The 21,053-nt window shown below is 66.6% G+C and carries 20 protein-coding genes; 12 read left to right on the plus strand and 8 right to left on the minus strand.

Features of this window, described 5'->3' with window-relative positions; translation table 11 throughout:
* Positions 1-41 precede the first annotated feature (41 nt).
* From CHRYSEO8AT_RS00820 to CHRYSEO8AT_RS00835, 4 genes are all read left to right on the plus strand, one after another.
* Positions 42-731 (plus strand): chromosomal replication initiator DnaA, encoded by a 690-nt coding sequence (locus CHRYSEO8AT_RS00820; protein WP_159844911.1) that lies wholly within the window; start codon positions 42-44, stop codon positions 729-731.
* Positions 732-864: 133 nt separating this feature from the next.
* Entirely contained in the window at positions 865-1,368 is a 504-nt protein-coding gene (locus CHRYSEO8AT_RS00825) for a DUF3617 family protein (RefSeq protein ID WP_159844914.1), read from the plus strand.
* Between the two features lie 96 nt (positions 1,369-1,464).
* Positions 1,465-3,681: an RNA degradosome polyphosphate kinase gene (locus CHRYSEO8AT_RS00830; protein WP_159844917.1), complete on the plus strand. Its 2,217-nt coding sequence runs from the start codon at positions 1,465-1,467 to the stop codon at positions 3,679-3,681.
* Positions 3,681-5,168 (plus strand): Ppx/GppA phosphatase family protein, encoded by a 1,488-nt coding sequence (locus tag CHRYSEO8AT_RS00835; protein ID WP_159844919.1) that lies wholly within the window; start codon positions 3,681-3,683, stop codon positions 5,166-5,168. Before CHRYSEO8AT_RS00830 ends, CHRYSEO8AT_RS00835 begins: the two co-directional genes overlap by 1 nt.
* Positions 5,169-5,217: 49 nt before the next feature.
* On the opposite strand, the gene rnd is transcribed toward CHRYSEO8AT_RS00835, so the two are convergent.
* Entirely contained in the window at positions 5,218-6,366 is a 1,149-nt protein-coding gene (gene rnd, locus CHRYSEO8AT_RS00840; protein WP_159844922.1) for a ribonuclease D, read from the minus strand.
* 79 nt (positions 6,367-6,445) lie between these two features.
* On the opposite strand from rnd, the gene purM reads away from it, so the two are divergent.
* The 3 genes from purM (at position 6,446) to CHRYSEO8AT_RS00855 (ending at position 10,216) form a co-directional block, all read left to right on the plus strand.
* Positions 6,446-7,483, plus strand: coding sequence for a phosphoribosylformylglycinamidine cyclo-ligase (gene purM, locus CHRYSEO8AT_RS00845; RefSeq protein WP_159844925.1), 1,038 nt, complete (start codon positions 6,446-6,448; stop codon positions 7,481-7,483).
* A 4-nt stretch (positions 7,484-7,487) separates the two neighbouring features.
* Complete coding sequence (gene purN, locus CHRYSEO8AT_RS00850; protein WP_159844928.1) at positions 7,488-8,072, plus strand: phosphoribosylglycinamide formyltransferase; 585 nt, start codon at positions 7,488-7,490, stop codon at positions 8,070-8,072.
* Between the two features lie 86 nt (positions 8,073-8,158).
* Positions 8,159-10,216 carry a M13 family metallopeptidase gene (locus tag CHRYSEO8AT_RS00855; protein WP_159844931.1) on the plus strand — a complete coding sequence of 686 codons (2,058 nt, stop codon included), beginning with the start codon at positions 8,159-8,161 and terminating at the stop codon, positions 10,214-10,216.
* Between the two features lie 77 nt (positions 10,217-10,293).
* Here the strand turns inward: CHRYSEO8AT_RS00855 and CHRYSEO8AT_RS00860 are convergent, their stop codons facing one another.
* Both CHRYSEO8AT_RS00860 and ndk read right to left on the minus strand, forming a co-directional pair.
* A complete protein-coding gene (locus tag CHRYSEO8AT_RS00860; RefSeq protein ID WP_159844934.1) occupies positions 10,294-10,494 on the minus strand; it encodes a hypothetical protein in 201 nt (66 codons plus the stop codon).
* Positions 10,495-10,615: 121 nt separating this feature from the next.
* Entirely contained in the window at positions 10,616-11,035 is a 420-nt protein-coding gene (gene ndk / locus CHRYSEO8AT_RS00865) for a nucleoside-diphosphate kinase (protein ID WP_159844937.1), read from the minus strand.
* Positions 11,036-11,185: 150 nt separating this feature from the next.
* Here ndk and CHRYSEO8AT_RS00870 point away from each other — a divergent pair, with 150 nt between their 5' ends.
* Together CHRYSEO8AT_RS00870 and CHRYSEO8AT_RS00875 are read left to right on the plus strand one after the other, a co-directional pair.
* A complete protein-coding gene (locus CHRYSEO8AT_RS00870) occupies positions 11,186-13,075 on the plus strand; it encodes an ABC-F family ATP-binding cassette domain-containing protein (protein ID WP_159844940.1) in 1,890 nt (629 codons plus the stop codon).
* A complete protein-coding gene (locus tag CHRYSEO8AT_RS00875) occupies positions 13,072-13,314 on the plus strand; it encodes a DUF2164 domain-containing protein (RefSeq protein WP_159844943.1) in 243 nt (80 codons plus the stop codon). The genes CHRYSEO8AT_RS00870 and CHRYSEO8AT_RS00875 overlap by 4 nt, the downstream gene beginning before the upstream one ends.
* A gap of 64 nt (positions 13,315-13,378) precedes the next feature.
* Here the strand turns inward: CHRYSEO8AT_RS00875 and CHRYSEO8AT_RS00880 are convergent, their stop codons facing one another.
* Positions 13,379-14,077: an AIM24 family protein gene (locus CHRYSEO8AT_RS00880; RefSeq protein WP_159844946.1), complete on the minus strand. Its 699-nt coding sequence runs from the start codon at positions 14,075-14,077 to the stop codon at positions 13,379-13,381.
* Positions 14,078-14,289: 212 nt separating this feature from the next.
* Between CHRYSEO8AT_RS00880 and CHRYSEO8AT_RS00885 the strand changes: the two genes are divergently transcribed.
* Positions 14,290-15,639 (plus strand): serine hydrolase, encoded by a 1,350-nt coding sequence (locus tag CHRYSEO8AT_RS00885; RefSeq protein WP_201304319.1) that lies wholly within the window; start codon positions 14,290-14,292, stop codon positions 15,637-15,639.
* Positions 15,640-15,712: 73 nt separating this feature from the next.
* Positions 15,713-16,513 carry a DUF4198 domain-containing protein gene (locus CHRYSEO8AT_RS00890; protein WP_159844950.1) on the plus strand — a complete coding sequence of 267 codons (801 nt, stop codon included), beginning with the start codon at positions 15,713-15,715 and terminating at the stop codon, positions 16,511-16,513.
* On the opposite strand, the gene CHRYSEO8AT_RS00895 is transcribed toward CHRYSEO8AT_RS00890, so the two are convergent.
* Both CHRYSEO8AT_RS00895 and CHRYSEO8AT_RS00900 read right to left on the minus strand, forming a co-directional pair.
* Positions 16,494-17,909: a S9 family peptidase gene (locus CHRYSEO8AT_RS00895; protein ID WP_159844953.1), complete on the minus strand. Its 1,416-nt coding sequence runs from the start codon at positions 17,907-17,909 to the stop codon at positions 16,494-16,496. The genes CHRYSEO8AT_RS00890 and CHRYSEO8AT_RS00895 overlap by 20 nt on opposite strands.
* Positions 17,906-18,550 carry a DUF2306 domain-containing protein gene (locus CHRYSEO8AT_RS00900; RefSeq protein ID WP_236547373.1) on the minus strand — a complete coding sequence of 215 codons (645 nt, stop codon included), beginning with the start codon at positions 18,548-18,550 and terminating at the stop codon, positions 17,906-17,908. Before CHRYSEO8AT_RS00900 ends, CHRYSEO8AT_RS00895 begins: the two co-directional genes overlap by 4 nt.
* Before the next feature lie 105 nt (positions 18,551-18,655).
* Here CHRYSEO8AT_RS00900 and CHRYSEO8AT_RS00905 point away from each other — a divergent pair, with 105 nt between their 5' ends.
* Positions 18,656-19,432: a LytTR family DNA-binding domain-containing protein gene (locus CHRYSEO8AT_RS00905; RefSeq protein WP_159844956.1), complete on the plus strand. Its 777-nt coding sequence runs from the start codon at positions 18,656-18,658 to the stop codon at positions 19,430-19,432.
* 74 nt (positions 19,433-19,506) lie between these two features.
* Here the strand turns inward: CHRYSEO8AT_RS00905 and CHRYSEO8AT_RS00910 are convergent, their stop codons facing one another.
* Both CHRYSEO8AT_RS00910 and CHRYSEO8AT_RS00915 read right to left on the minus strand, forming a co-directional pair.
* The gene (locus tag CHRYSEO8AT_RS00910) at positions 19,507-19,716 is read right to left on the minus strand and encodes a DUF3126 family protein (RefSeq protein WP_135195287.1); all 210 of its coding nucleotides are present in this window, start codon (positions 19,714-19,716) and stop codon (positions 19,507-19,509) included.
* A gap of 96 nt (positions 19,717-19,812) precedes the next feature.
* A complete protein-coding gene (locus tag CHRYSEO8AT_RS00915; RefSeq protein WP_236547374.1) occupies positions 19,813-21,015 on the minus strand; it encodes a DUF1624 domain-containing protein in 1,203 nt (400 codons plus the stop codon).
* Positions 21,016-21,053: the final 38 nt, after the last annotated feature.

Raw genomic sequence — 21,053 nt, forward strand, 5'->3', positions numbered from 1 at the left:
GGCCTGACGCGATTAACCCTGGCCTCTGCTAAGACGGGCTCATGACCGCGCTGAGCGCCCTGCCCCGTCCGACCGCCGAACAGCTGCGTCTGCCGCTGGAGCGTCATGTCGTGGGCGAGGCCTTCGTGACCTCGGACAGCAACGCCGAAGCCGTGCGCGTGCTAGCGCGCTGGCCCGACGGCGCGGGGGCGGTGCTGGCCCTGCATGGCCCGGCGGGATCAGGTAAGAGCCGCCTCGCCGCCGACTGGGCCGAACGGGTCGGGGCCGTGCCGCTGAACGGCGCCGAGGCCGCCCTGATCGATCCGCTGGATCTGGAAGGCCGGCCCGTGCTGCTGGACCGGGCGGCCGATGCGGACGACGAGAGCCTGTTTCACCTGATCAACCTGGCCAACTCGGGAGGCGGCGCGCTGTTGCTGGTGTCGCGGTCGGCGCCGCGTCAGTGGTCGGTAAACCTGCCGGACCTGCGCTCGCGCCTGGACGCTGTGCGCGCCGTCTCCATCGCCGCGCCCGACGACGCCGTTCTGTCGGCTATCCTGCGCGCCCGGTTCGCCGAGCGCAGCATCACCCCAGCCGACGACGTGATCGACTATCTTGTGCGCCGCCTGGACCGGTCGGCCGACACCGCCGCCGCCGTGGTGGAGCAACTGGACGCCCTGCACCGCCCGGTCACGCGCGTCCTGGCCCGCCAGGTCCTTGATGCGATGGATGGCGCGCTCGAACCCGACGTCTGAGCGCCCTGAAAGCCCACATATCGGGATATGCACAGCTTTGCCGTGAAATCGCGCGTGGATTTTGAACGCACAGCTTGGCCTTGTCGTTGAGCCTGCGGAGCGGCAAAGCGCTCCACAAACAGGAAACGTCCAAATGCGTGTTCAGCTTGTCCTGATTTCCGCCGTCGCCCTGCTCGCGGCCTGTTCCAACTCAGAAGAAACCAAGACCGCCGCCAATGGTGAGCCTGCTGCGGCCACGCCCGCCGCCCTCGCCGCGCCCGAACCGGGCCTGTGGCAACAGACGGTGTCCGGCGCCCAGATGCCCCAACCGATGACGGTGAAGATCTGTGTCGGCGAAACGGCGCCGGGATCAAACCCCTTCAACGCCCCGCAAGCCGGCGTGACCTGTAGCGAGAACACCGTCAAATCCACGCCCGGCGGCGCCGAGTTTCATGCCGTCTGTAACGCCCAGGGCATGACCGTCACCTCGGACGGCAAGGTCACCGGTGACATGCGCACGGCCTACAAGGTGGACATCACCACCAAGACCAGCGGCCCCAACGTTCCGCCGACGATGGCCGAAATGAAGATGAGCGTGGCCGCCAAACGCCTGGGCGACTGCCCCGCCGGCGTCGCGCCGAACGCCGTGGTTCAGTAATCGAAGGGATCGGGGCGACATCGCGTCGCCCCGATCCTCTCACGATTTTCAACGCACCCGCTTGCGGCCGTCACAGACGCGCGCGAGAACCGGGTCATGACCGACGCCGCGATCCATGACGACACCCGAGGCGAGGAGGTTCCCGCCTCTCGCGCCCCCCAACTGGCGCTGAGCGAAGAGCTGATGGCCTCGCCGACCCGGTTCTTCAATCGGGAAATCTCGTGGCTGGCGTTCAACGAACGCGTGCTGGAAGAGGCGGCCAACCCCAATCACCCGCTGCTGGAGCGGCTGCGGTTCCTGTCCATTTCGGCCAATAATTTGGACGAGTTCTTCATGACCCGCGTCGCCGGCCTGAAGGGCCAGTTGCGTGAGCGCATCCGCGTCCTGTCCGCCGACGGCCTGACTCCCGCCGAGCAACTGGACCAGATCAACGTCTCGGCCGGCGAGCTGATGGCCGAGCAGCAGCTGCGCTGGCGTCAGTTGAAGAAGGAGCTGACCACAGCCGGCATCGAGGTGGTCGACCGCCAGAAGATTACAAAGACCGAGCGTGAGAGGCTGGAGCCCGAGTTCCTGAACCAGCTCTTCGCCGTCCTGACGCCGCTGGCCATCGACCCGGCGCACCCCTTTCCCTTCCTGCCCAACCTGGGCTTCTCGCTGGCGCTGAAGCTGAAGCGCAAGGGCGAGACCAAGACCTTCTACGCCCTGGTGCCGGTGCCGACCCAGGTTCAGCGGTTCTGGCAACTGCCCACCGACGGCCGGTCCACGCCGGGGCATAAGCGGTTCATCACGCTGGAAAACGTGCTGCTGCTGTTCATCGACCACCTGTTCCCCGGCTGTGACGTCATGGAGAAGGGCGTGCTGCGCCTGATCCGCGATTCGGACATCGAGATCGAGGAAGAGGCCGAGGATCTGGTGCTGGAGTTCGAGGAGGCGCTGAAGCAGCGTCGCCTGGGTTCGGTGGTGCGGGTCAAGATCGAGGCGTCCATGCCGTCCGACCTGCGCGACTTCATCGTCGGCGAACTGGAGGCCGCGCCCCAGGACGTGGTGCTGGTCGACGGCATGCTGGGCCTGGCCCAGCTGTCGGACCTGATCGGCGGCGGCCACCCGGACCTGAAGTTCAAGGGCTATGAGCCCCGCTACCCCGAACGCGTGCGCGATAACGGCGGCGACGTCTTCGCGGCCATCCGCGAAAAGGATCTGCTGATCCACCACCCGTTCGAGAGCTTCGACGTTGTGGTGCAGTTCCTGCGTCAAGCGGCGCGCGACCCCAACGTCATCGCCATCAAACAGACGCTGTACCGCACCTCCAAGGACAGTCCCATCGTCGCCGCCCTGATCGAGGCGGCCGAGAACGGCAAGAACGTCACCGCCCTGGTCGAGCTGAAGGCGCGGTTCGACGAGGAGGCTAACCTGCGCTGGGCGAGAGCGATGGAGCGGGCCGGCGTCCACGTCGTCTTCGGCTTTGTCGAATACAAGACCCACGCCAAGCTGAGCGTCGTCGTGCGGCGCGAGGGCGAGGCCCTGAAGACCTATTGCCACTTCGGCACCGGCAACTATCACCCGGTCACGGCCAAGGTTTACACCGATCTGTCGCTGTTTTCCTGCGACCCCGTGCTGGGACGCGATGCGACCAAGGTGTTCAACTACATCACCGGCTACGCCACGCCGGATCACCTGGAGGCGGTGGTCGTCTCGCCGCTGAACATGAAGTCCACGCTGATCGAACTGATCGGCAAGGAGATGTCGGCCGCCGCCATGGGCAAGCCGGCGGCTATCTGGGTCAAGCTGAACTCGCTGGTGGATGTCGAGATCATCGACGCCCTGTACCGCGCCAGCCAGTGGGGCGTGCGCATCGACCTGGTGGTGCGCGGCATCTGCTGCCTGCGGCCCGGCGTGACGGGCCTGTCGGAGAACATCCGGGTCAAGTCCATCGTCGGCCGTTTCCTGGAACACAGCCGCATCGTCTGTTTCGCCAACGGCAAGGATCTGCCGCACGACAAGGCCAAGGTCTTCATCTCCTCGGCCGACTGGATGACGCGCAACCTGGATCGCCGGGTCGAGCTGATGACGCCGATCCGCAACGCCACCGTCCACGACCAGGTGCTGGACCAGATCATGGTCGCCAACCTCAAGGACGACGCGCAAAGCTGGGTTCTGGATGCCGAAGGGCGCTATACACGCGTCACCCCTGCGGACCCGGAGCGGCCTTTCTCGGCCCACAAATACTTCATGACCAATCCCAGCCTGTCGGGACGCGGCCGCAAGGCCAAGAGCCTGCCTGCCGTCCTGCGTTATGAGCGTCCGGGCCGCTGATGCCCACCGACACGCTTACCGACCGCGACATCGCCGCGATCGACATCGGTTCGAACTCGGTGCGCCTGGTGCTGTACCGCCTCGAAGGCCGGGCGATCTGGACCGTCTATAACGAGAAGGTTCTGGCCGGCCTGGGTCGCGACCTGCCGACGACGCGCAAGCTGTCGCCCGAGGGCGTCGTCATGGCGATGACGGCGTTGCGCCGATTCGCCGCCGTGCTGGAGGGGGTTCGCCCCGACACCACCCTGATCGCCGCCACCGCCGCCGTGCGCGAGGCCATCGACGGGCCGGAGTTCTGCGAGCGTGTGGCGGCCGAGACGGGGTTGAACATCCGCGTCCTGACTGGCGAGGAAGAGGCGAAATACGCCGCCATGGGCGTGCTGGCCGGCGCGCCGATGGCGCACGGCGTTTCGGCTGACATGGGCGGCGCCAGCCTGGAGCTGACGCGGTTGAACGGAAATGGGGTCGAACACGGGCTGACCCTGCCGCTGGGTCCCTTCGCCCTTGCCGAGGGCAAGGGGTTCGACGCCGAACGCATCAAGGCCCGCATCGACCAGACGCTGAAACCCGTCGCGGCCCAGTTCCAGAGCGACCGCCTCTACGCCGTCGGCGGCGCCTGGCGCACCCTGGCCCAGGTGCAGATGGCGCTGAAATCCTATCCGCTGAAGGTGGTGCATCAGTACCAGATGTCGGCCGAGGACGCGCTGGAGACCGCACGTCTGGTCGCGCAGCAGTCGGCCGCCGGCCTGGCGAAACTGCCCGGCGTGTCCAAGAAGCGGGCCGAGACCCTGCCCTATGCCGGCCTGGTGCTGGAGGGGTTGATCAAGCACCTGGGCCTGAAACAGATCGAGATGTCCGCCTGGGGCGTGCGCGAGGGCCTGTTGTTCGAGACGCTGGACGAGGCGACGCGCACGGCCGATCCGCTGCTGGCGGGCTGCACGGCTCTGGGCGGCCGGCAAGGCGTGGCACCGGCTCTGCCCGGCGCGCTGAACGGCTGGATTTCCGAGATCGTCGCCGCCCTGCCCGAGGTCTTTGGCGAGGAACGCGACGCGGTTCTGGTCGCCGCAGCCTGTCGCCTGGCGGACCTGGGCGCGCGACTGCATCCCGATCACCGGCTGGAACTGGTGTTCGATCAGGTGCTGCGCGCGCCGGTCGCCGGCATCAGCCATATGGAGCGGGCCTTCCTGGCCAGCGCCATGAACGCCCGCTACGGCGGCGGCCCCGCCACGCCTCAGCCCGAGATCATCGACCGGCTGCTGAACGGCGACGCCGCCAAACGCGCCCGCGCCATCGGCCTGGCCATCCGCCTGGCCTGCGACCTGTCCGGCCGCTCGCCACAACTGCTGGCCAACGCCACCGCCAAGGTCAAAGGCGGCGACCTGCGCCTGACCGCGACCGAAGGCTATGCCGACGTCCTGCTGGGCGAACAGACTCGCAAACGCGCCAAGGCCCTGGCCGAAGCGATGGACCTGGGATTGAAGATATAGGCTGATCGATACGTCTCCTCCCCATTTCATGGGGAGGAGACTCTGACCCTTACTCGATCTCGACGACCTCGACTCGCGCGCCGTTCAGCACCAGAGCGATCTCGCCGCGTTTCAGCTTCAGCGCGTCCTCGCCGAAGATCTCGCGGCGCCAGCCCTTCAGCGCGTCGATGTCGGCGTCGTCGCTGATGGCGATCTTTTCAAGGTCGGACACGGTGGCGATCAGCTTTGAGGCCACGCCGGCGTTGTCGCTCTTGGCTTTCAGCAGCACCTTCAGCAGTTCCACCACCGACGGCGGGGCCGGCTGGCGGTGGGCGGGGCGCTCCATCTCCGGCGCGTGCGATTCGGGATCGGCCAGAACCCGCTTCAGTTCATCGGCCAGTTCCAGGCCAAGCCGCGAGCCGCCAAAGCCCTTGGGCACGGAGCGCAGGCGGTTGAACGCCTCCACGTCCGTGGGGGTCTGCTGGGCGATCTCGTCAATGCCCTCGTCCTTCAGGATGCGGCCGCGCGGCTGGTCGCGCTCCTGCGCCGCCCGCTCGCGCCACACGGCGACGGCCTTGAAGGCGGCTAAGTATTTGGCCGAGAACTTCTTGGGCTTCAGCCGCTTCCAGGCGTTTTCGGGATTGGTGTCATAGATGGCAGGATCGGTCAGGGCCGCCATTTCCGACATGACCCAGTCCAGCCGCCCTTCCTTCTCCAGCCGGTCGCGCAGCTTGGGATACAGGGCCGCCAGGTGGGTCACGTCGCCCAGGGCATAGACCAGCTGGTTCTCCGACAACGGCCGGCGCGCCCAGTCGGTGAAGCGGCTGCCCTTGTCCACCTCGATGCGCAGCGTCTGTCGCACCAGCGAATCATAGGCGACCTGTTCGCCGAATCCGGCGGCCATGGCGGCGACTTGGGTGTCGAACATCGGCTTGGGCATGGCCCCCAGGCGCACGAAGATTTCCACGTCCTGGCGACAGGCGTGGAAGACCTTGACGATCTTCTCGTCGCGCAACAGGTCCAGGAACGGCTCCAGGTCCAGGCCTTCCGCCATCGGATCGATGATGGCGGCGTGTTCGGCCGAGGCTGCCTGGATCAGGCACAGCCTGGGCCAGTAGGTCGTTTCCCGCATGAATTCGGTATCGACCGTGATGAAGGGTGCTGTGGCTACGCGGGCGCAGAATTCGGCCAGCGCCTCGGTGGTGGTGATCGGCGTCATTCCGATGCTATAGCCCCCCGCATCCTACCTGTGGCAAGAGCCGCGCTGCATTTCCGCCCCGATTCAGGCCCGAGATCCCATGAGCGACACCCAAAAGCCTCTCGAAAACGGCCTGACCTACGCCGATGCGGGCGTGGACATCGACGCAGGCGAGTTGCTGGTCGAACACATTAAGCCCCTGGCCAAGTCCACGGCCCGCCCCGGATCGGAGCCGTCGCTGGGCGGTTTCGGCGCCCTGTTCGACCTCAAGGCCGCCGGGTTCGAGGATCCGCTGATCGTCACCACCACCGACGGCGTGGGCACCAAGCTGAAGATCGCCATCGAGACCGGCCGTCATGACGGCGTTGGCGTCGATCTGGTCGCCATGTGCGTCAACGACCTGCTGGCCCAGGGCGCCGAGCCCCTGCTGTTCCTCGATTACTACGCCACCGGCCGTCTTGAGATCGACGCCGCCCGCCGCGTCGTCGCCGGCATCGCCGAGGGCTGTCGCCAGGCCGGCTGCGCCCTGGTCGGCGGCGAGACCGCCGAAATGCCGGGCATGTACACCGACGGCGACTATGACTTGGCCGGCTTCAGCCTGGGCGCCGTCGAACGCGGCCACGCCCTGCCCTATCTGGATCGCCAGGCGGCCGGCGACATCATCATCGGCCTGGCCTCCACCGGCCCCCACTCAAACGGCTATTCGCTGGTGCGCAAGGTGGTCGAGAAGTCGGGCCTGGCCTGGGGCGACGACGCCCCCTTCGCCAAGGACCGCTCGCTGGCCCAGGCCCTGATGGAGCCGACCCGCATCTATGTGAAGCCGGTCCTGCCGCTGATGAAGGCGGGCCTGATCAAGGGCGCGGCCCACATCACCGGCGGCGGCCTGATCGAAAACCCGCCCCGCTGCATCGCCGAAGGCCTTCAGGCCAGCTTCGACTGGAACGCCTGGCCCATGCCCGCCGTCTTCCAGTGGCTGGCCGAGACCGGCGGCATCAGCGACCACGAGATGCGCCGCACCTTCAACTGCGGCGTCGGCTTCATCCTGATCGTCGCGCCCGAGAACGCCGAGCCGGTCCTGGCCGCCCTGCTCAACGCCGGCGAAGTCGCCTTCGTCTGCGGACAGCTGGAAGCGGCCTGATCTCGTGAAGACGCGCGTCGCCGTCCTGATCTCCGGGGCCGGCTCGAATATGGCCGCCCTGATTGATGCGGGTCAGGCGCCGGACAGCGGTTATGAGGTCGTGCTAGTCCTGTCGAACGTCGAGGGCGCGGGCGGTCTGGCTATTGCGGCGGCCAAGGGGGTTGCGACCCTCGCCATCCCCCACAAGCCGTTCGGCAAGGATCGCGAGGCGCATGAGCGCGTCGTGGACGAGGCTTTGCGCGCCGCCGGGGTCGAGGTCGTGGCCCTCGCCGGCTATATGCGCGTGCTGACGCCCTGGCTGGTCGGCGGCTGGCGCGAGCGGATGCTGAACATCCACCCCAGCCTGCTGCCCCTCTATCCCGGTCTCGACACCCACGCCCGCGCCATCGCCGCCGGCGACGCCGAGGCCGGCTGCACCGTCCATCTGGTGACCGAGGGCGTGGATGAAGGCCCCATCCTGGGTCAGGCCCGCGTGCCGATCGTTCAGGGCGATACGCCAGAGGCCCTGGCCGAACGGGTCAAGACGGCGGAGCATGGGCTGTATCCGGAGGTGCTGAGTGCGTTTTGCCGGGGTTTGGAACGGGGCTGACGGTCCGAAGATTACAAAAACGTCATGCGACAGACCGCCGCACCGGCGCGATGGTGCCGCCGATCAAAATCGGGACCCAGTCTTCCATGAATCGTATTCGTCTGATGGCCGCCTGTTCGGCCTGTATCGTCGTCGCCCTGACCGGCGGAGCGGCCTCAGCTCAGGACCATTCGCCCCAAGGTCATTCCCACGGCGCGCCGGGCGTTACGCCCTGGGGCTTCGACCTCGCGGGTCGCGACACGGCGGTCAAGCCGGGCGACGACTTCAATGAATATGCCAATGGCGCCTACCTGCGCACGACCGAGATCCCGGCCGACAAGGCCCGCTTCGGCCCGTTCGACGTCCTGTATGAGAACGCCCAGTCCCAGTTGAAATCGATCATCGAGACCAGCGCCGCCAATCCGACCAACGCCAACGCCCAGAAGGTCGGCGCCCTGTACGCCAGCTTCATGGACGAGGCGAAGATCGAGCAGTTGGGCGCCACGCCGCTGGCCGCCGACCTCGCCGCCGTCAAGGCCGTGAGCGACCATGCCGGCATGGCCCGACTGATGGGCGAAAGCCACTCTGGCTTCGGCGCCTCGCTGTTCGGCATCGACGTGTTCGAGGACCTGCAGAAGCCCGACGTGAACTCGGCCTATCTGGGGCAGGGATCGCTGGGCCTGCCGGACCGCGACTATTATCTGAAGCCCGACTTCGCGGCCCAGCGCGAGGCCTATCTCGCCTATCTGACCACCACCCTGACCGCCATCGGCTGGTCCGATCCGGCCAAGACCGCCGCCGACATCCTGGCCTTCGAGACCAAGGTCGCGGACAAGCAGTGGACCACGGTCGAGCGTCGCCAAATCGACAAGCTCTACAACCCCACCAAGGTCGCGGACTTGACGACCCTGGCTCCCGGCTTCGACTGGTCCGGCTTCCTGGCCGGCGCCCAGGTCTCGGACGTCGACACCCTGGTGCTGATGGAAAACACCGCCATCCCCGGCATCGCTCAGGTGTTCGCCGACACCCCCATCGAGACGCTGAAGGCCTGGCAGGCGTTCAATGTGGTCGATCAGGCCAGCCCCTATCTGTCCAAGGCCTTCGTCGACGCCCGCTTCGACTTCCGCGGCAAGACCCTGCGTGGTCAGCCCGAGAACCGGCCGCGCTGGAACCGGAGCGTGGCTCTGGTCGACGGCCAGCTGGGCGAGGTCTTGGCCCAGGAATATGTCCGCCTGCACTTCCCCGCCTCGTCCAAGGCCCAGATGGAGACCCTGGTCGGCAATATCCGCGCGGCCATGACCGAGCGTCTGAAGACCCTGGACTGGATGAGCGAGCCCACGCGCGAGCAGGCCCTCTACAAGATGTCCAAGTTCGGGGTGAAGATCGGCTATCCCGATAAGTGGCGGTCCTATGACGGGCTGGAGCTGACGGCGGACGACCTTTACGGCAACGTCGAGCGCTCATCGGCCTTCGAATGGGCCTACAAGCGCGGCAAGATCGGCCAGCCGGTCGATCCGCTGGAATGGGGCATGACGCCCCAGACGGTGAACGCCTACTACAACCCGCCGCGCAACGAGATCGTGTTCCCGGCCGCCATCCTTCAGGCCCCCTTCTTCGATCCGAACGCAGACCCGGCCGTCAACTACGGCGGCATCGGCGCGGTCATCGGCCACGAGATCACCCACGGCTTCGACGACCAGGGCCGCAAGTCCGACGGCGACGGCGTGCTGCGCGACTGGTGGACGGCCGAGGACGCCGCTCGTTTCGAGGCGCGCGCCAAGGTGCTGGGCAACATCTATGACGGTCTGGAACCCCTGCCCGGCGTGCACGTCAACGGCGACCTGACCATGGGCGAGAACATCGCCGACTTGGGCGGCCTGCTGCTGGCGCTGGACGCCTATCACAAGTCGCTGAACGGTCAGCCGGCCCCGGTGATCGACGGCCTGTCGGGCGATCAGCGCGTCTTCCTGGGCTGGGCGCAGGTCTGGCGCGAGAAGTCGCGCGAGGCGGCGCTGAAGGAGCAGTTGACCACCGATCCGCACTCGCCCGGTTCGGTCCGCGCCGCCACCTCGCCGCGCAATATCGACGCCTGGTATGCGGCCTTCGGCGTCTCGCCGGACCAGAAGGAATATATCGCCCCCGAGGCCCGCGCCCGCATCTGGTAAGCGCGCCGGACCTCAAACACAGAAAAGGCCCGGAGCGCACGCTCCGGGCCTTTTCCTTATCCAGGTTTAAGCTGGATTTAGCGCGGCGTGGTCGCCGCGCCGCCGACAGCGCCGATGGCGGCGCCGGCCACGGTCGAACCCGTGTTGCCGCCGAGGACCTGACCGGCGACAGCGCCGCCCAAGGCGCCGGTGGCGGCGCGCTGTTCCATCGTATTACCGCAGGCGGCCAGCAGGGCGACAACGCCGATGACGGGGGCCAGTTTGATCATGGTCTTCATGGGTCTTCTCCGGGAGGGGGATGAATCGATGAAGATCAAACGACAAGGCCCGCGTCCGGTTCCGGACGCGGGCCTATATAGTCACGCTATGCGAAGGATAAATCCCTCGCGACCTGAGCGCTTAGCCGACGATCTGGTCGTCGGTGAAGAACTGGGCGATCTCGATTTTGGCGTTGTCCTGGCTGTCCGAACCGTGGACCGAGTTTTCACCGATCGAGAGGGCGAACTGCTTGCGGATCGTGCCGTCGGCGGCGTCCTTGGGGTTGGTGGCGCCCATGACTTCGCGATAGGCGGCGACGGCGTTGTCGCCTTCCAGCACCTGAACCACGACCGGCTCGGCGGTCATCTGCTCGACCAGCTCGCCATAGAACGGGCGTTCGGCATGGACTTCGTAGAATTTCTGGGCTTGTTCGGTCGTCAGCTTGACGCGGCGTTGCGCAACGATGCGCAGGCCTGCGCCCTCGATCACGGCGTTGATCGCGCCGGTCAGGTTGCGGCGCGTGGCGTCGGGCTTGATGATCGAGAAGGTGCGTTCGGTCATGGAAAGTGACTTCTTGTTGGGAGTTTGAGTGTCGCGGGCTTATAGCGACGACCTCCCGAGTTTCCAACTGTCCCTTTTGCATCCCTGACGCACGTCGCACGCCGACTTGCCGATTGAGGGATGTCGCACAATCGAAGAACCTTCGTCGCAATGCTCCAGATCACCGACCTGACCTTCAACGCCTGGGGCCGCAAATTCCTCGTGGACGCCTCCGTGAGCCTGCCGCCCGGCGCCAAGGTCGGTCTGGTCGGCCGCAACGGCATCGGCAAGTCCACCCTGTTCAAGCTGATCCTGGGCGAGCTTCATGCCGCCGGCGACGAGATCAGCCTGCCCAAGACCGCCCGCATCGGCTCGGTCGATCAGGAACACCCCGCGACGCCGGTCAGCGTCATCGACACCATCCTGGAAGCCGACGTCGAACGCCACACCCTGCTTGGCCGGCTGGAAACGGCGCCCCCTGAAGAGATGGGCGAGATCTGGGCCCGTCTGATCGAGATCGACGCCGACGCCGCCCCTGCGCGCGCCGCCGAAATCCTGGTCGGCCTGGGCTTCGACCAGGAGAACCAGGCCCGGCCGATGTCCGAGTTTTCGGGCGGCTGGCGCATGCGCGTGGCGCTGGCGGCGGCCCTGTTCGCCGAGCCGGACATGCTGCTGCTCGACGAACCGACCAACTACCTCGACCTGGAAGGCGCACTATGGCTTGAGGCGCGGCTGAAGAAATATCCGCACACGGCCCTGATCATCTCCCACGACCGCGAGATGCTGAACGAGGTCTGCACCCATATCCTGCACCTCGCGAACCACACGCTGACGCTCTACACCGGCAACTACGACGCCTTCGAAAAGGCCCGCGCCGAGAAGGCCCGTCTTCAGTTGTCGGCCAAGGCCAAGCAGGACGCCGAACGCGCCCACCTTCAGTCCTTCGTCGACCGCTTCAAGGCCAAGGCCTCCAAGGCTGCCCAGGCCCAGTCGCGCATGAAGCGGCTGGAAAAGATGCAGCCCGTCGCCACCACGATCGAGGAGCGGGTCGCCCCCTTCACCCTGCCCTCCCCGCCGCGCCCCCTGGCGCCGCCGCTGATCCGGCTGGAGCGGGCCAATGTCGGCTACGACACCGGCAAGCCGATCCTGCGCAATCTGAACCTGCGCATGGACCTGGACGACCGGATCGGCCTGCTGGGCGTCAACGGCGCCGGCAAGTCCACCTTCGCCAAGATGATCGCCGGCGCCCTGAACGTGTCCGAGGGCGAGCTGCACCGCGACAAGAAGATGCGGGTGGGCTGGTTCCATCAGCACCAGATCGAGGCGATGGACCCGACCGACACGCCGCTGGAGATCATCCGTCGCGCCATGCCGGATGCGCCCGAAAGCGCCCGGCGGTCCAAACTGGCCCAGTTCGGCCTGGGCTACGAAAAGCAGGAGACCACGGTCGACAGCCTGTCGGGCGGCGAACGCGCCCGCCTGCTGCTAAACATGGTGGCGATGGATGCGCCCCACGTCCTGATCCTGGACGAACCGACCAACCACCTGGACATCGACAGTCGCCGGGCGTTGCTCGACGCGCTGAACGACTACACTGGCGCCGTCATCCTGATCACCCACGACCGCTCGCTGATGGAGATGGTGGCGGACAGGCTGTGGCTGGCCGCCGACGGCACGGTGAAGCCCTATGATGGCGACATGGAGGACTACGCCAAGTTCGTTCTGGATCGCGCGAAGGCCGCCATATCCAAGCCCAGCCAGATCAAGAAGGAAGAGGCAGCCGCCGCCCCCGCGCAGAACAACAAGGGCAAAAAGAACGACAAGAAATCAGGCCCTTCCCCGTCGACCCTGCGTCACGCGGTCAAGAAGGCCGAGGAAAACATGACCCGCCTGACCGCCGAGATTTCCCGCATCGACGACGACATGGCCACCGCCTCGGTCAACAATCCCAAGGCCCTGGAGGGCCTGACCCGCGCCCGCGCCAAGACCGAGGCCGACCTCGCGACGGCCGAAGCCGCCTGGGTGGCAGCGGAGGAAGCCCTGGCCGAGGTCGCCGGGTGAAGCCGATCGAATTCTCCAAGGACGAACGCGCCGCCGCGACCGGCAAGCTGCGCGACTATTTCGCCCGCGAACTGGACCAGGAACTAGGCCTGCTTCCGGCCGAGATGCTGCTGGACTTCATCGGCAAGGAGATCGGCGGCGCCTTCTACAATCGCGGCGTCCACGACGCCCAGCAATTGGTCCAGCAGAAGGCCGAAGACATCGTCGAGGCCCTCTATGGGCTGGAGCGGTCCCGGTAACGATCATCACCTTAGGCGATGCGCGGGAGCGGACGGGGCGACACGCACCCCGTCCGCTCCGTCTTCAGCCGCTGGCGGCCTGCATGTAGGTTTCCTCATAGGGCTGGACGACGACCCAGCCCTCCCCCTGGAATTTCATCTGGATGCTCTCGCCCGAGCCTCGGCCCACCAGAGTCTTGAACGAAATGTCGGTGGCGATCTCGGGCGACAGGCTTCCCGACCAGGCCACGGTGGCGTTCGGATCGGTAAAGACCGGGCCGGTCGCCGCGCTGACCTTGAGGATCAGCGGGTCATAGTGGGAGGTGATGGCGACGATGCCGCTGCCGCTCAGCTTCACGTTGAACAGGCCGCCGGACATCATGCCCGCGACACGCTTCATCATGGTGATCTGGTTGCTGATCCCGGTTTCCAGCGCCAGCACATCATTGCCGTTGACGAAGATGGTCTCGTTGTCGAGCCGCAGCAGGGTGATCTTCTTTCCCGTGTCGGCCAGATAGACGCGCCCCTGCCCCTCCACCTTCATCAGCACCATGCCCTCGCCGCTGACCGCCTTCTTCAGCAGGTTGCCGAGGCCCTGCTCCATTAGACCCTGGCGCGTGAACTTCACCTGCCCCGTCCGCGCCACCATGGCTCCGGACTTGGCCCAGACCGACCCGTTCAGCCGCACCTCCAGCAGATACTGGTTCTCCAGCTCGAACGCTTCGGTGCTGACGTCCTTCTCCTTGTAGGCGGCGACGAACTCGGCGACGGTTTTCACGGGCATGGAGACCTCAAACAGTGATTTCTGGAAAGCTTAGCCTGGGCGATCAACCCTCGGTCGCGCAAGTCCATAATATCGCTAACGCCTCGCAATCTTACGGGCTGTAACGCGGCCACGCCGAGGTTGCCGATCCTTAAGGTGACGCTTGGCAGGCGTTGCGGCAGACAACGTTCTCCTTCTGTCACAGCGTGGCGGACCCGCCGTGGAGATAGACAGTGTTCAAGCCCCTCAGCCGCTGTGGCGCGCCTTTCGCACTTGCAAGCCTGATTGCCCTCGTCGCCATCGCCGGCCCGGTTCAGGCTCAAGACACCGCGCGCATGGATCGGCTCGTGCAGGCGTCCGCCGCCGCGGACGAATTCTCGGGGTCGGTTCTGGTCGCGCGCGACGGCCAGATCCTGCTGGATCGGGGCTATGGCCTGGCCAATCGGGAGTGGCGGATCCCCAACGACGGCGACACCAAATTCCGCCTGGGATCGCTCACCAAGCAGTTCACGGCCGTCGCCATCATGATCCTGAACGAACGCGGCCTGGTGGATATGGACGCGCCGGTGAAGACCTGGGTGCCGGACGCGCCGCCCGCGTGGGATCAGGTGACGGTGCGACGCCTGCTCGCCCACACCGCCGGCGTCCCGAACTTCACCAGCTTCGACGATTTTCAATCACAGAAGACCCTGCCGGTCACGGTGGACGGCCTGATCGCGCGCTTCCGCGATCACCCCCTGGATTTCCAGCCTGGCGAAGGGCGGAGATATTCGAACTCGGGCTATGTCCTGCTGACCGCCGTCATCGAGAAGGCCAGCGGCGAATCCTACGCCGAATTCCTCAGCGAGGCCCTCTTCACCCCGCTGGGCATGAGCGACAGCGGCTACGACAGCAACGCCGCCGTCTTGCCGCGCCGCGCCTCGGGGTATGCGCCGTCGGCCAAGGGCGTGGTCAATGCCGACTATTGGGACATGAGCATTCCTCAGGGCGCCGGCGGGCTCTACTCCACGACCCACGATCTGCTGAAGTGGGAACAGGGGCTGTTCGGCGGCCGCCTGCTGAGCCCCGCTTCGCTCGCGCTGCTGACGACGCCCGTGCGCGATCAATATGCTTTCGGCGTTTTCGTGGCGAAGGCGCAAGGTCAGACGACCATCGCCCACTCGGGCGGGCTCGACGGCTTCAACACCTATATGGCCTATGACCCGAATCGCCGCATGACGGTGGTCGTGCTGGGCAATCTGAACGGTGCAGCCCCGGACCTGCTGGGCGCATCCCTTCTGGCCTTCGCTCGGGATGAAGCGGACGTGAGCGGAACCACCGCCGTGGCACCCGACACCCTGCAGGCCTATTCCGGCGTCTACGCCCTGACGCCGACATCTTCGATCACCGTCTCGGTCGAGAACGACCAGCTGACGAGCCAGGCGACCGGCCAGGACGCCATGGCGTTAATCCCGCAATCCGCCGACGTCTTCCGTCAGTCCGAAGCGGGCGCCGAGACGACCTTCCTGCGCAGCGCCTCCGGTGTGGTCACGGGCCTGATCCTCAGCCACGACGGTCGCGACAGCATCGCTCAAAAGGAGTAGCCCGCCGAACGCGCCTATTTGCAAACGCTTCGCAATATTATAGATAGCCGCGACGATCGAACGGAGCGCGGCCATGACCAGAACCACCATCCACGCTGGCCTGCTGGCCAGCCTGCTCGCGGTCTGGAGCGCCGGCGCGGCCCAGGCCCACTCGCCCTATCTTCGGCCCAATGTCTTCGACGCCACCAACCGCGATCATGTGACGGTCGAGGCCGCTTTCACAGAGGATGTGTTCAACGCGGAGGTGGTCATGCGCTCCGACCACTTCCACATCATCGGCCCCAACGGCGATACGCCGATCACCGCCGTGACCTATCTGCGTGACCTGGCGGTGTTCGAGGCCCCGACGCCGGTGGACGGCCTGTATCGCCTGTCGTCGGGCGCGCGCGAGGGGCGCGCGGCCAAGATGTACGAAACCCCGTCCGGCTGGAAGATGGTCGGCGAGGAGGACGAGGCGCCCCCGCCCGGCGCCGAGCTGGTCGATGTTCAGAGCATCACCACCGCCGACGTCTATGTGGTGCGCGGCGGTCCCGACGATGCTGCGCTCAAACCCTTGGGCCAGGGGCTTGAGCTTCAGCCCCTGATCCAGCCCAACGACATCGTCGCGGGCGAGGACGCACCCTTCCGCCTGCTGTTCGACGGTCAGCCGGTCGCCAATGCCGCCGTCACCGTCTTTCGCGAAGCCGGCCAATATGACGGCAGGAAGATCGAGGCGGAGCTGACCACCGACGCCTCGGGCCTGGTGACGCTGAAGGTCGCCGAACCAGGCGCCTACATGACCCAGGTCCGCCACCGCGTCGCCTCCCCCGCCGGCGCCCCGACGCCCTACCGCAGCTATACCCATACCCTGACCTTCATCGCCCACGCGGGCTAGGCGTGGCGAGCAGACGCCCGTCGCCATACCGGCCGTCCAACCGCCCGGTCTTCGCCCAGTCCAGCACGGCCTGATAATAGCCGGGCGCATAGCCGATCGAGGTGCGCTTGCCGTCCGGCGCGGTCTCGAACCGGACGATGCCGTGGTCGGTGTCGGGGTATTCCAGCAGGGTGATCGGCCGCCCCTGGGCCGCCAGGTCGATCAGCCGCTGGCGCGTGGCCTCGGGCGGCGCGCCCAGGTCGTCCTCAGCCTGGATCCACAACATGGGCGTGTCCAGCCCGCTCAGGACCGGCAGGGGGTCGTAGTCCCACGAGGTTCCTGCGTCGAGCGCAGGGGCCATGGCGATGATCTGTTCATTCGGCGTGGTCAGCAGCAAGCCGGTGAACTCGCCCTTGATGTCGGCGAACCAAGGCTGGGCGCGATATTTGGTCCGCACGGCCTCCAGACCTGCGAACCCGACTTCGCCGTGCGAGGCGATGAAGGCGCCGGTCACGTCGGTGATCTCGCGCGCCTGGGACAGAACATCCGGGCCCCAACCCTTGCCCTTGAGGTCCAGCATCACCTGGTCGCTGTCTTCCGCCAGCGCGCCATAGGCCAAGCCGAAACCGACGATGACGAAATCCACCGGCGTCTGGCTGGCGGCCAGCGGCGCGACCCAGCCGCCCTGGCTGCCTCCATGCAGGCCCACGCGGCCCGCCCGACTTCCGGCCAGCCGACGGGCCTCGACCACGGCGGCGGCGGCGTCCTCTGCCAGGACGTGGAAGTCCTGGGTATAGCGCCCCTCCGACCCGCCCGAGCCCCGCTTGGCATAGACGAAGACGCCCACGCCCTCGGCCGGGGCGAACCGTTGGAAGGCGTTGAAGGCCAGCGCATTGGCGCCCTCCGACCCGTGCACCTCGACCATGATGGGGACGGGCCCCTCGCCGGGCGGCAGGATCAGCCGCCCGTTCAGGTGCGTTCCGCCTTCGCCGACGAAGGTCGTCTCGCGCACGTCCTGGGTCAGGCGGTGGCCGTTTTGTCCCTCGAAGACCATCCGGCCTTCGTCGCAGGATCCGAGTTGCGGCTGTGGGCCTTCGACGCGCGTGGTGGACCCCAGGGTGCTGATCCAATGCCCCTGGGCGTCCAGCATCATCCTGGCCGTGGACCCGTCCAAACGACGCCACCGCAGGCCCTTGCTCGCCAGCGGCGCGACATCCACCCAACTGCCGTCGTCCAGCCGATAGACGCCCACATGACAGACCACAGCCGGATCGGGTCGCGCATCCACATCGCCCCCCGCGATCTGGGACGTTGCGGGCAAGGCGACAACGGAAACGATTAGGGTCAGGGCGGCGGCGAGCCAGGTTTGCGACACGGTTTTTCCGATCGGCTGGGTTGAACGATGGGGCGTGATCATCGGACCTCTCCCTTGGACGCAGTGCGCCTCAGCCAGAACTCCGCCGCGATCAGGTTGGGAACCCAGGCCAGAAAGGAGATGGCGCGATACCAGGGCAGAAACGGCAGATCCAGGATCATGACCAGCGGCAGGTAGAGCCGCAAGGTCACGGCGGCCAGGGTCAACGCCCAGGATCGGATCATCCAGCGGCGATGGTCTGCGAAACGCCCCTGAACCGCCGCGCGCCAGCCCAGGACGGTCACGCCGATCCAGGTGACCGCCAGAGCGCCGAACCCGACCGAGGCGATCGGCCCCGCGAAGGATCCCGGCGCCAGAACCAGGCCCGCGGCGCCCCCCACCAGACATCCGACGACATAGGCTCGGCCGGTCCAGCGATGTGGCGGACGGGCGCTGTGACGCAGGCGCGGCAGGAACTGCACCGACCCCACCACCAGCGCCGTGACGGCGCCGGCGACATGGATGACCAGCCACGGAACGCCCAGTGGATTGCCCAGCGCCTGGGCCGGCGTCCTGGGCGGGTCCAGCAGATAGCGTGCGGAATAGGCGGCGACGCCCAAGCAGAGCAGGGTCAGCACCAGCCAGCCGACACGGGCGGGCCATTCGGTCCGGCGGCCTGGCGGCATTGCGTTGAATAGGGACATGCGAAGGGTCTCGTCGGCTGTTTCGCCGAACGCCATTGCCGCACGGCCGGCGGCTCGCTAGGCCCTGCTTCGCGAACGGCGCCAGGGTTACGTGAACGGGACGGCATGGACGGCAAGGCCACAGCGTTGCGGCGAACGACGACGGCGCGGCGGTGGGCGATCGACCTTGCTATCCTGGTCGCCATCGGTCTGCTGATGGGGTTTCTGGGCCCCTTCTCCTCCGAACATGTGCCGATCGTCGGCCGCTACATCTACTGGATGATCTGCATGGTCGGCGGCGGGCTGATCGGCATCGTCGCAGATGAGGGGCTACGCCGTCGCATCCCAAGTCTGTGGATACGGACTCTGCTCGTTGTGGTGCTGGTGACGCCAGTCGTGACCATGCACGTCTTCTGGACAGAGCGTCTCATGTTCGGCGGCCACGCGGACTGGGCTGTGTTTCGTCACCTGCTCTTGCAGGTGTGTCCGATCCTGCTGGCCGTCATGGCGGTCAGGGCTCTGGTCTGGCGCCAGCTGCCCGCGCGGATCGAGACTCGCACCCTCGTCGTCCCACCCCTGCCCGAAGCCGAGGCGGCGTTCAGGCGCAGGCTGTCGGCCAAACGACGCAGCGCCCGGCTGATCGCCATCGAGGCGCACGACCATTATCTGAGGGTTCATACCGATGCGGGCGCGGAACTGATCACCCTGCGGTTCGCCGATGCGCTGGACGAACTGGCGCGGGCGCACGGGTGGCGTGTCCATCGCTCGTGGTGGGTGGCGGCCGATGCGGTGGAAGAGGTGCGCTGGCGGCGCGGAACGGGCGAAATCCGCCTCGTCGGCGGCCTGACGGCGCCGGTCAGCCGGACCCATGGCCCTGTGCTGAAAGCGGCGGGCTGGCTCTAGAGGCCCGCCCGCCAGTCGCGCCGTGATCGCCCCACGCCGGTCGAGGCCGGGCGATCACGTCTTGGTACGAAAGCCTATTCCGGCAGGTCTTCGGCCAGGATCGCCATTTCGAACATGAACGAGCCTTCCTCGTCCTCGTCCTCGAAGACGATGCCGATGAACTCGTCGCCGACATAGACTTCGGCCGAGTCGTTCTGCTTGGGGCGGGCCTTCAGGATGATGCCGCCGGTGTTGAAGGTGCGCTTGAGGTGGGCCTCGATGCGCTTCAGGTCGGTGTCTTTCACGGGGGGCCTCATGGTCTGAACGTTGGCGGCGGACCCTAGAGACATCGGCCGTTCAGGGAAACCGGCGATGCGCATTTTCCCGTTTCAGAGCCCGTTTCAAAGATAGCGCATCCACCATTGCGAACTGCGCCGCTTCACCCCGCCGAACCAGCGGCAGGCGAACCAGCACGGCACGGCGAGGAAGGCCGCCACCCCCCATAGCCAAGCTACCCCTGGAACCGCGAACCCGTCGCCCTGATTGGGACCGAAGGCGGTCAGAGCCGCCAGATTCAACAGGTGCAGCGCATAGATGTGTAGGATGTAGAAGAAAAGCGGCGCTGCGCCGAACACAGCCAGCAAGCCGACCAACCGATCCGGCGCCTTCTCCAAGCCCGCCAGGATCATCGCCCCGACGCCCAGTGTCAGCAGCAGGTAGTCGGCCGACGGCGGATATTTGGTCAGGTTCAGCACGCTCATCACCGTCTGCACCGGCGTCGCCTGCACCGCCCATGGCGCATCGCCATAGAGATTGATCGCCCTCAGCACGGCGAACAAGGCCAGCGCGCCCAGGCCCGTCAACACCAGCCGCCGCAGTCGTGTCCTCTGCTCGCCCACGAACCACGGCCCGATGGCATATCCCAGCGCCGCCACCCCGATCCAGGGCAGCAGGGGATATGAGGTGCGCACCTGCCCGCCCCACGGCAGGTCCAGCAGACTGCGATCGTGCAGCACGGCCCAGATCACATGGCCCGGCTGGCCCGCCGCGATGGTGATCGGGTCCAGCAGGTTGTGACCCAGCACGATCACCAGCCCCACGACGATCAGCGCCGGACGCGGCAGATGCACCAGGGCGGCAAGCGCGATCATCGACAGGCCGATGGCCCAGATGACCTGCAGATAGATGATCTGCGGCGTGAACGAGAAGCTCCAGCCGAAACCGATCACCGTCAGTTCCAGAGCCACCAGGAACAGGCCGCGCTTCCACAGGAAGTCGGACGCCGACCTGGCCCCGTTTGCGCCCTGGGCCTGCTTGTTCCCGTACAGCCAGGCCCCCACCCCCGTCAGCGCAAGGAAGATGGGCGCACAAAGGTGGGCAGACAGCCGCGTGAAGAACAGGGCAGGCGACGTCGTCTCCAGGTTCATCGGGTCCGAGACCTGGGCATGGATGAAGAAGGCCTCTCGCGCGTGATCGACCAGCATCAGCAGGATGACCAGCCCGCGCAGGGCGTCGATGGATCGGATCCGACCCACCGCCCGGGTGGGGGCAGCGGTCGAAGAGGCGGAGGCGGGAACAAGCGTTGCAGCGGTTGACATCGTCATGCCGGAGCGGATAGCCGATATAGTATAACGTTACAAAC

It is taken from the genome of Brevundimonas sp. G8, from assembly GCF_902506205.1.
GTDB lineage: Bacteria > Pseudomonadota > Alphaproteobacteria > Caulobacterales > Caulobacteraceae > Brevundimonas.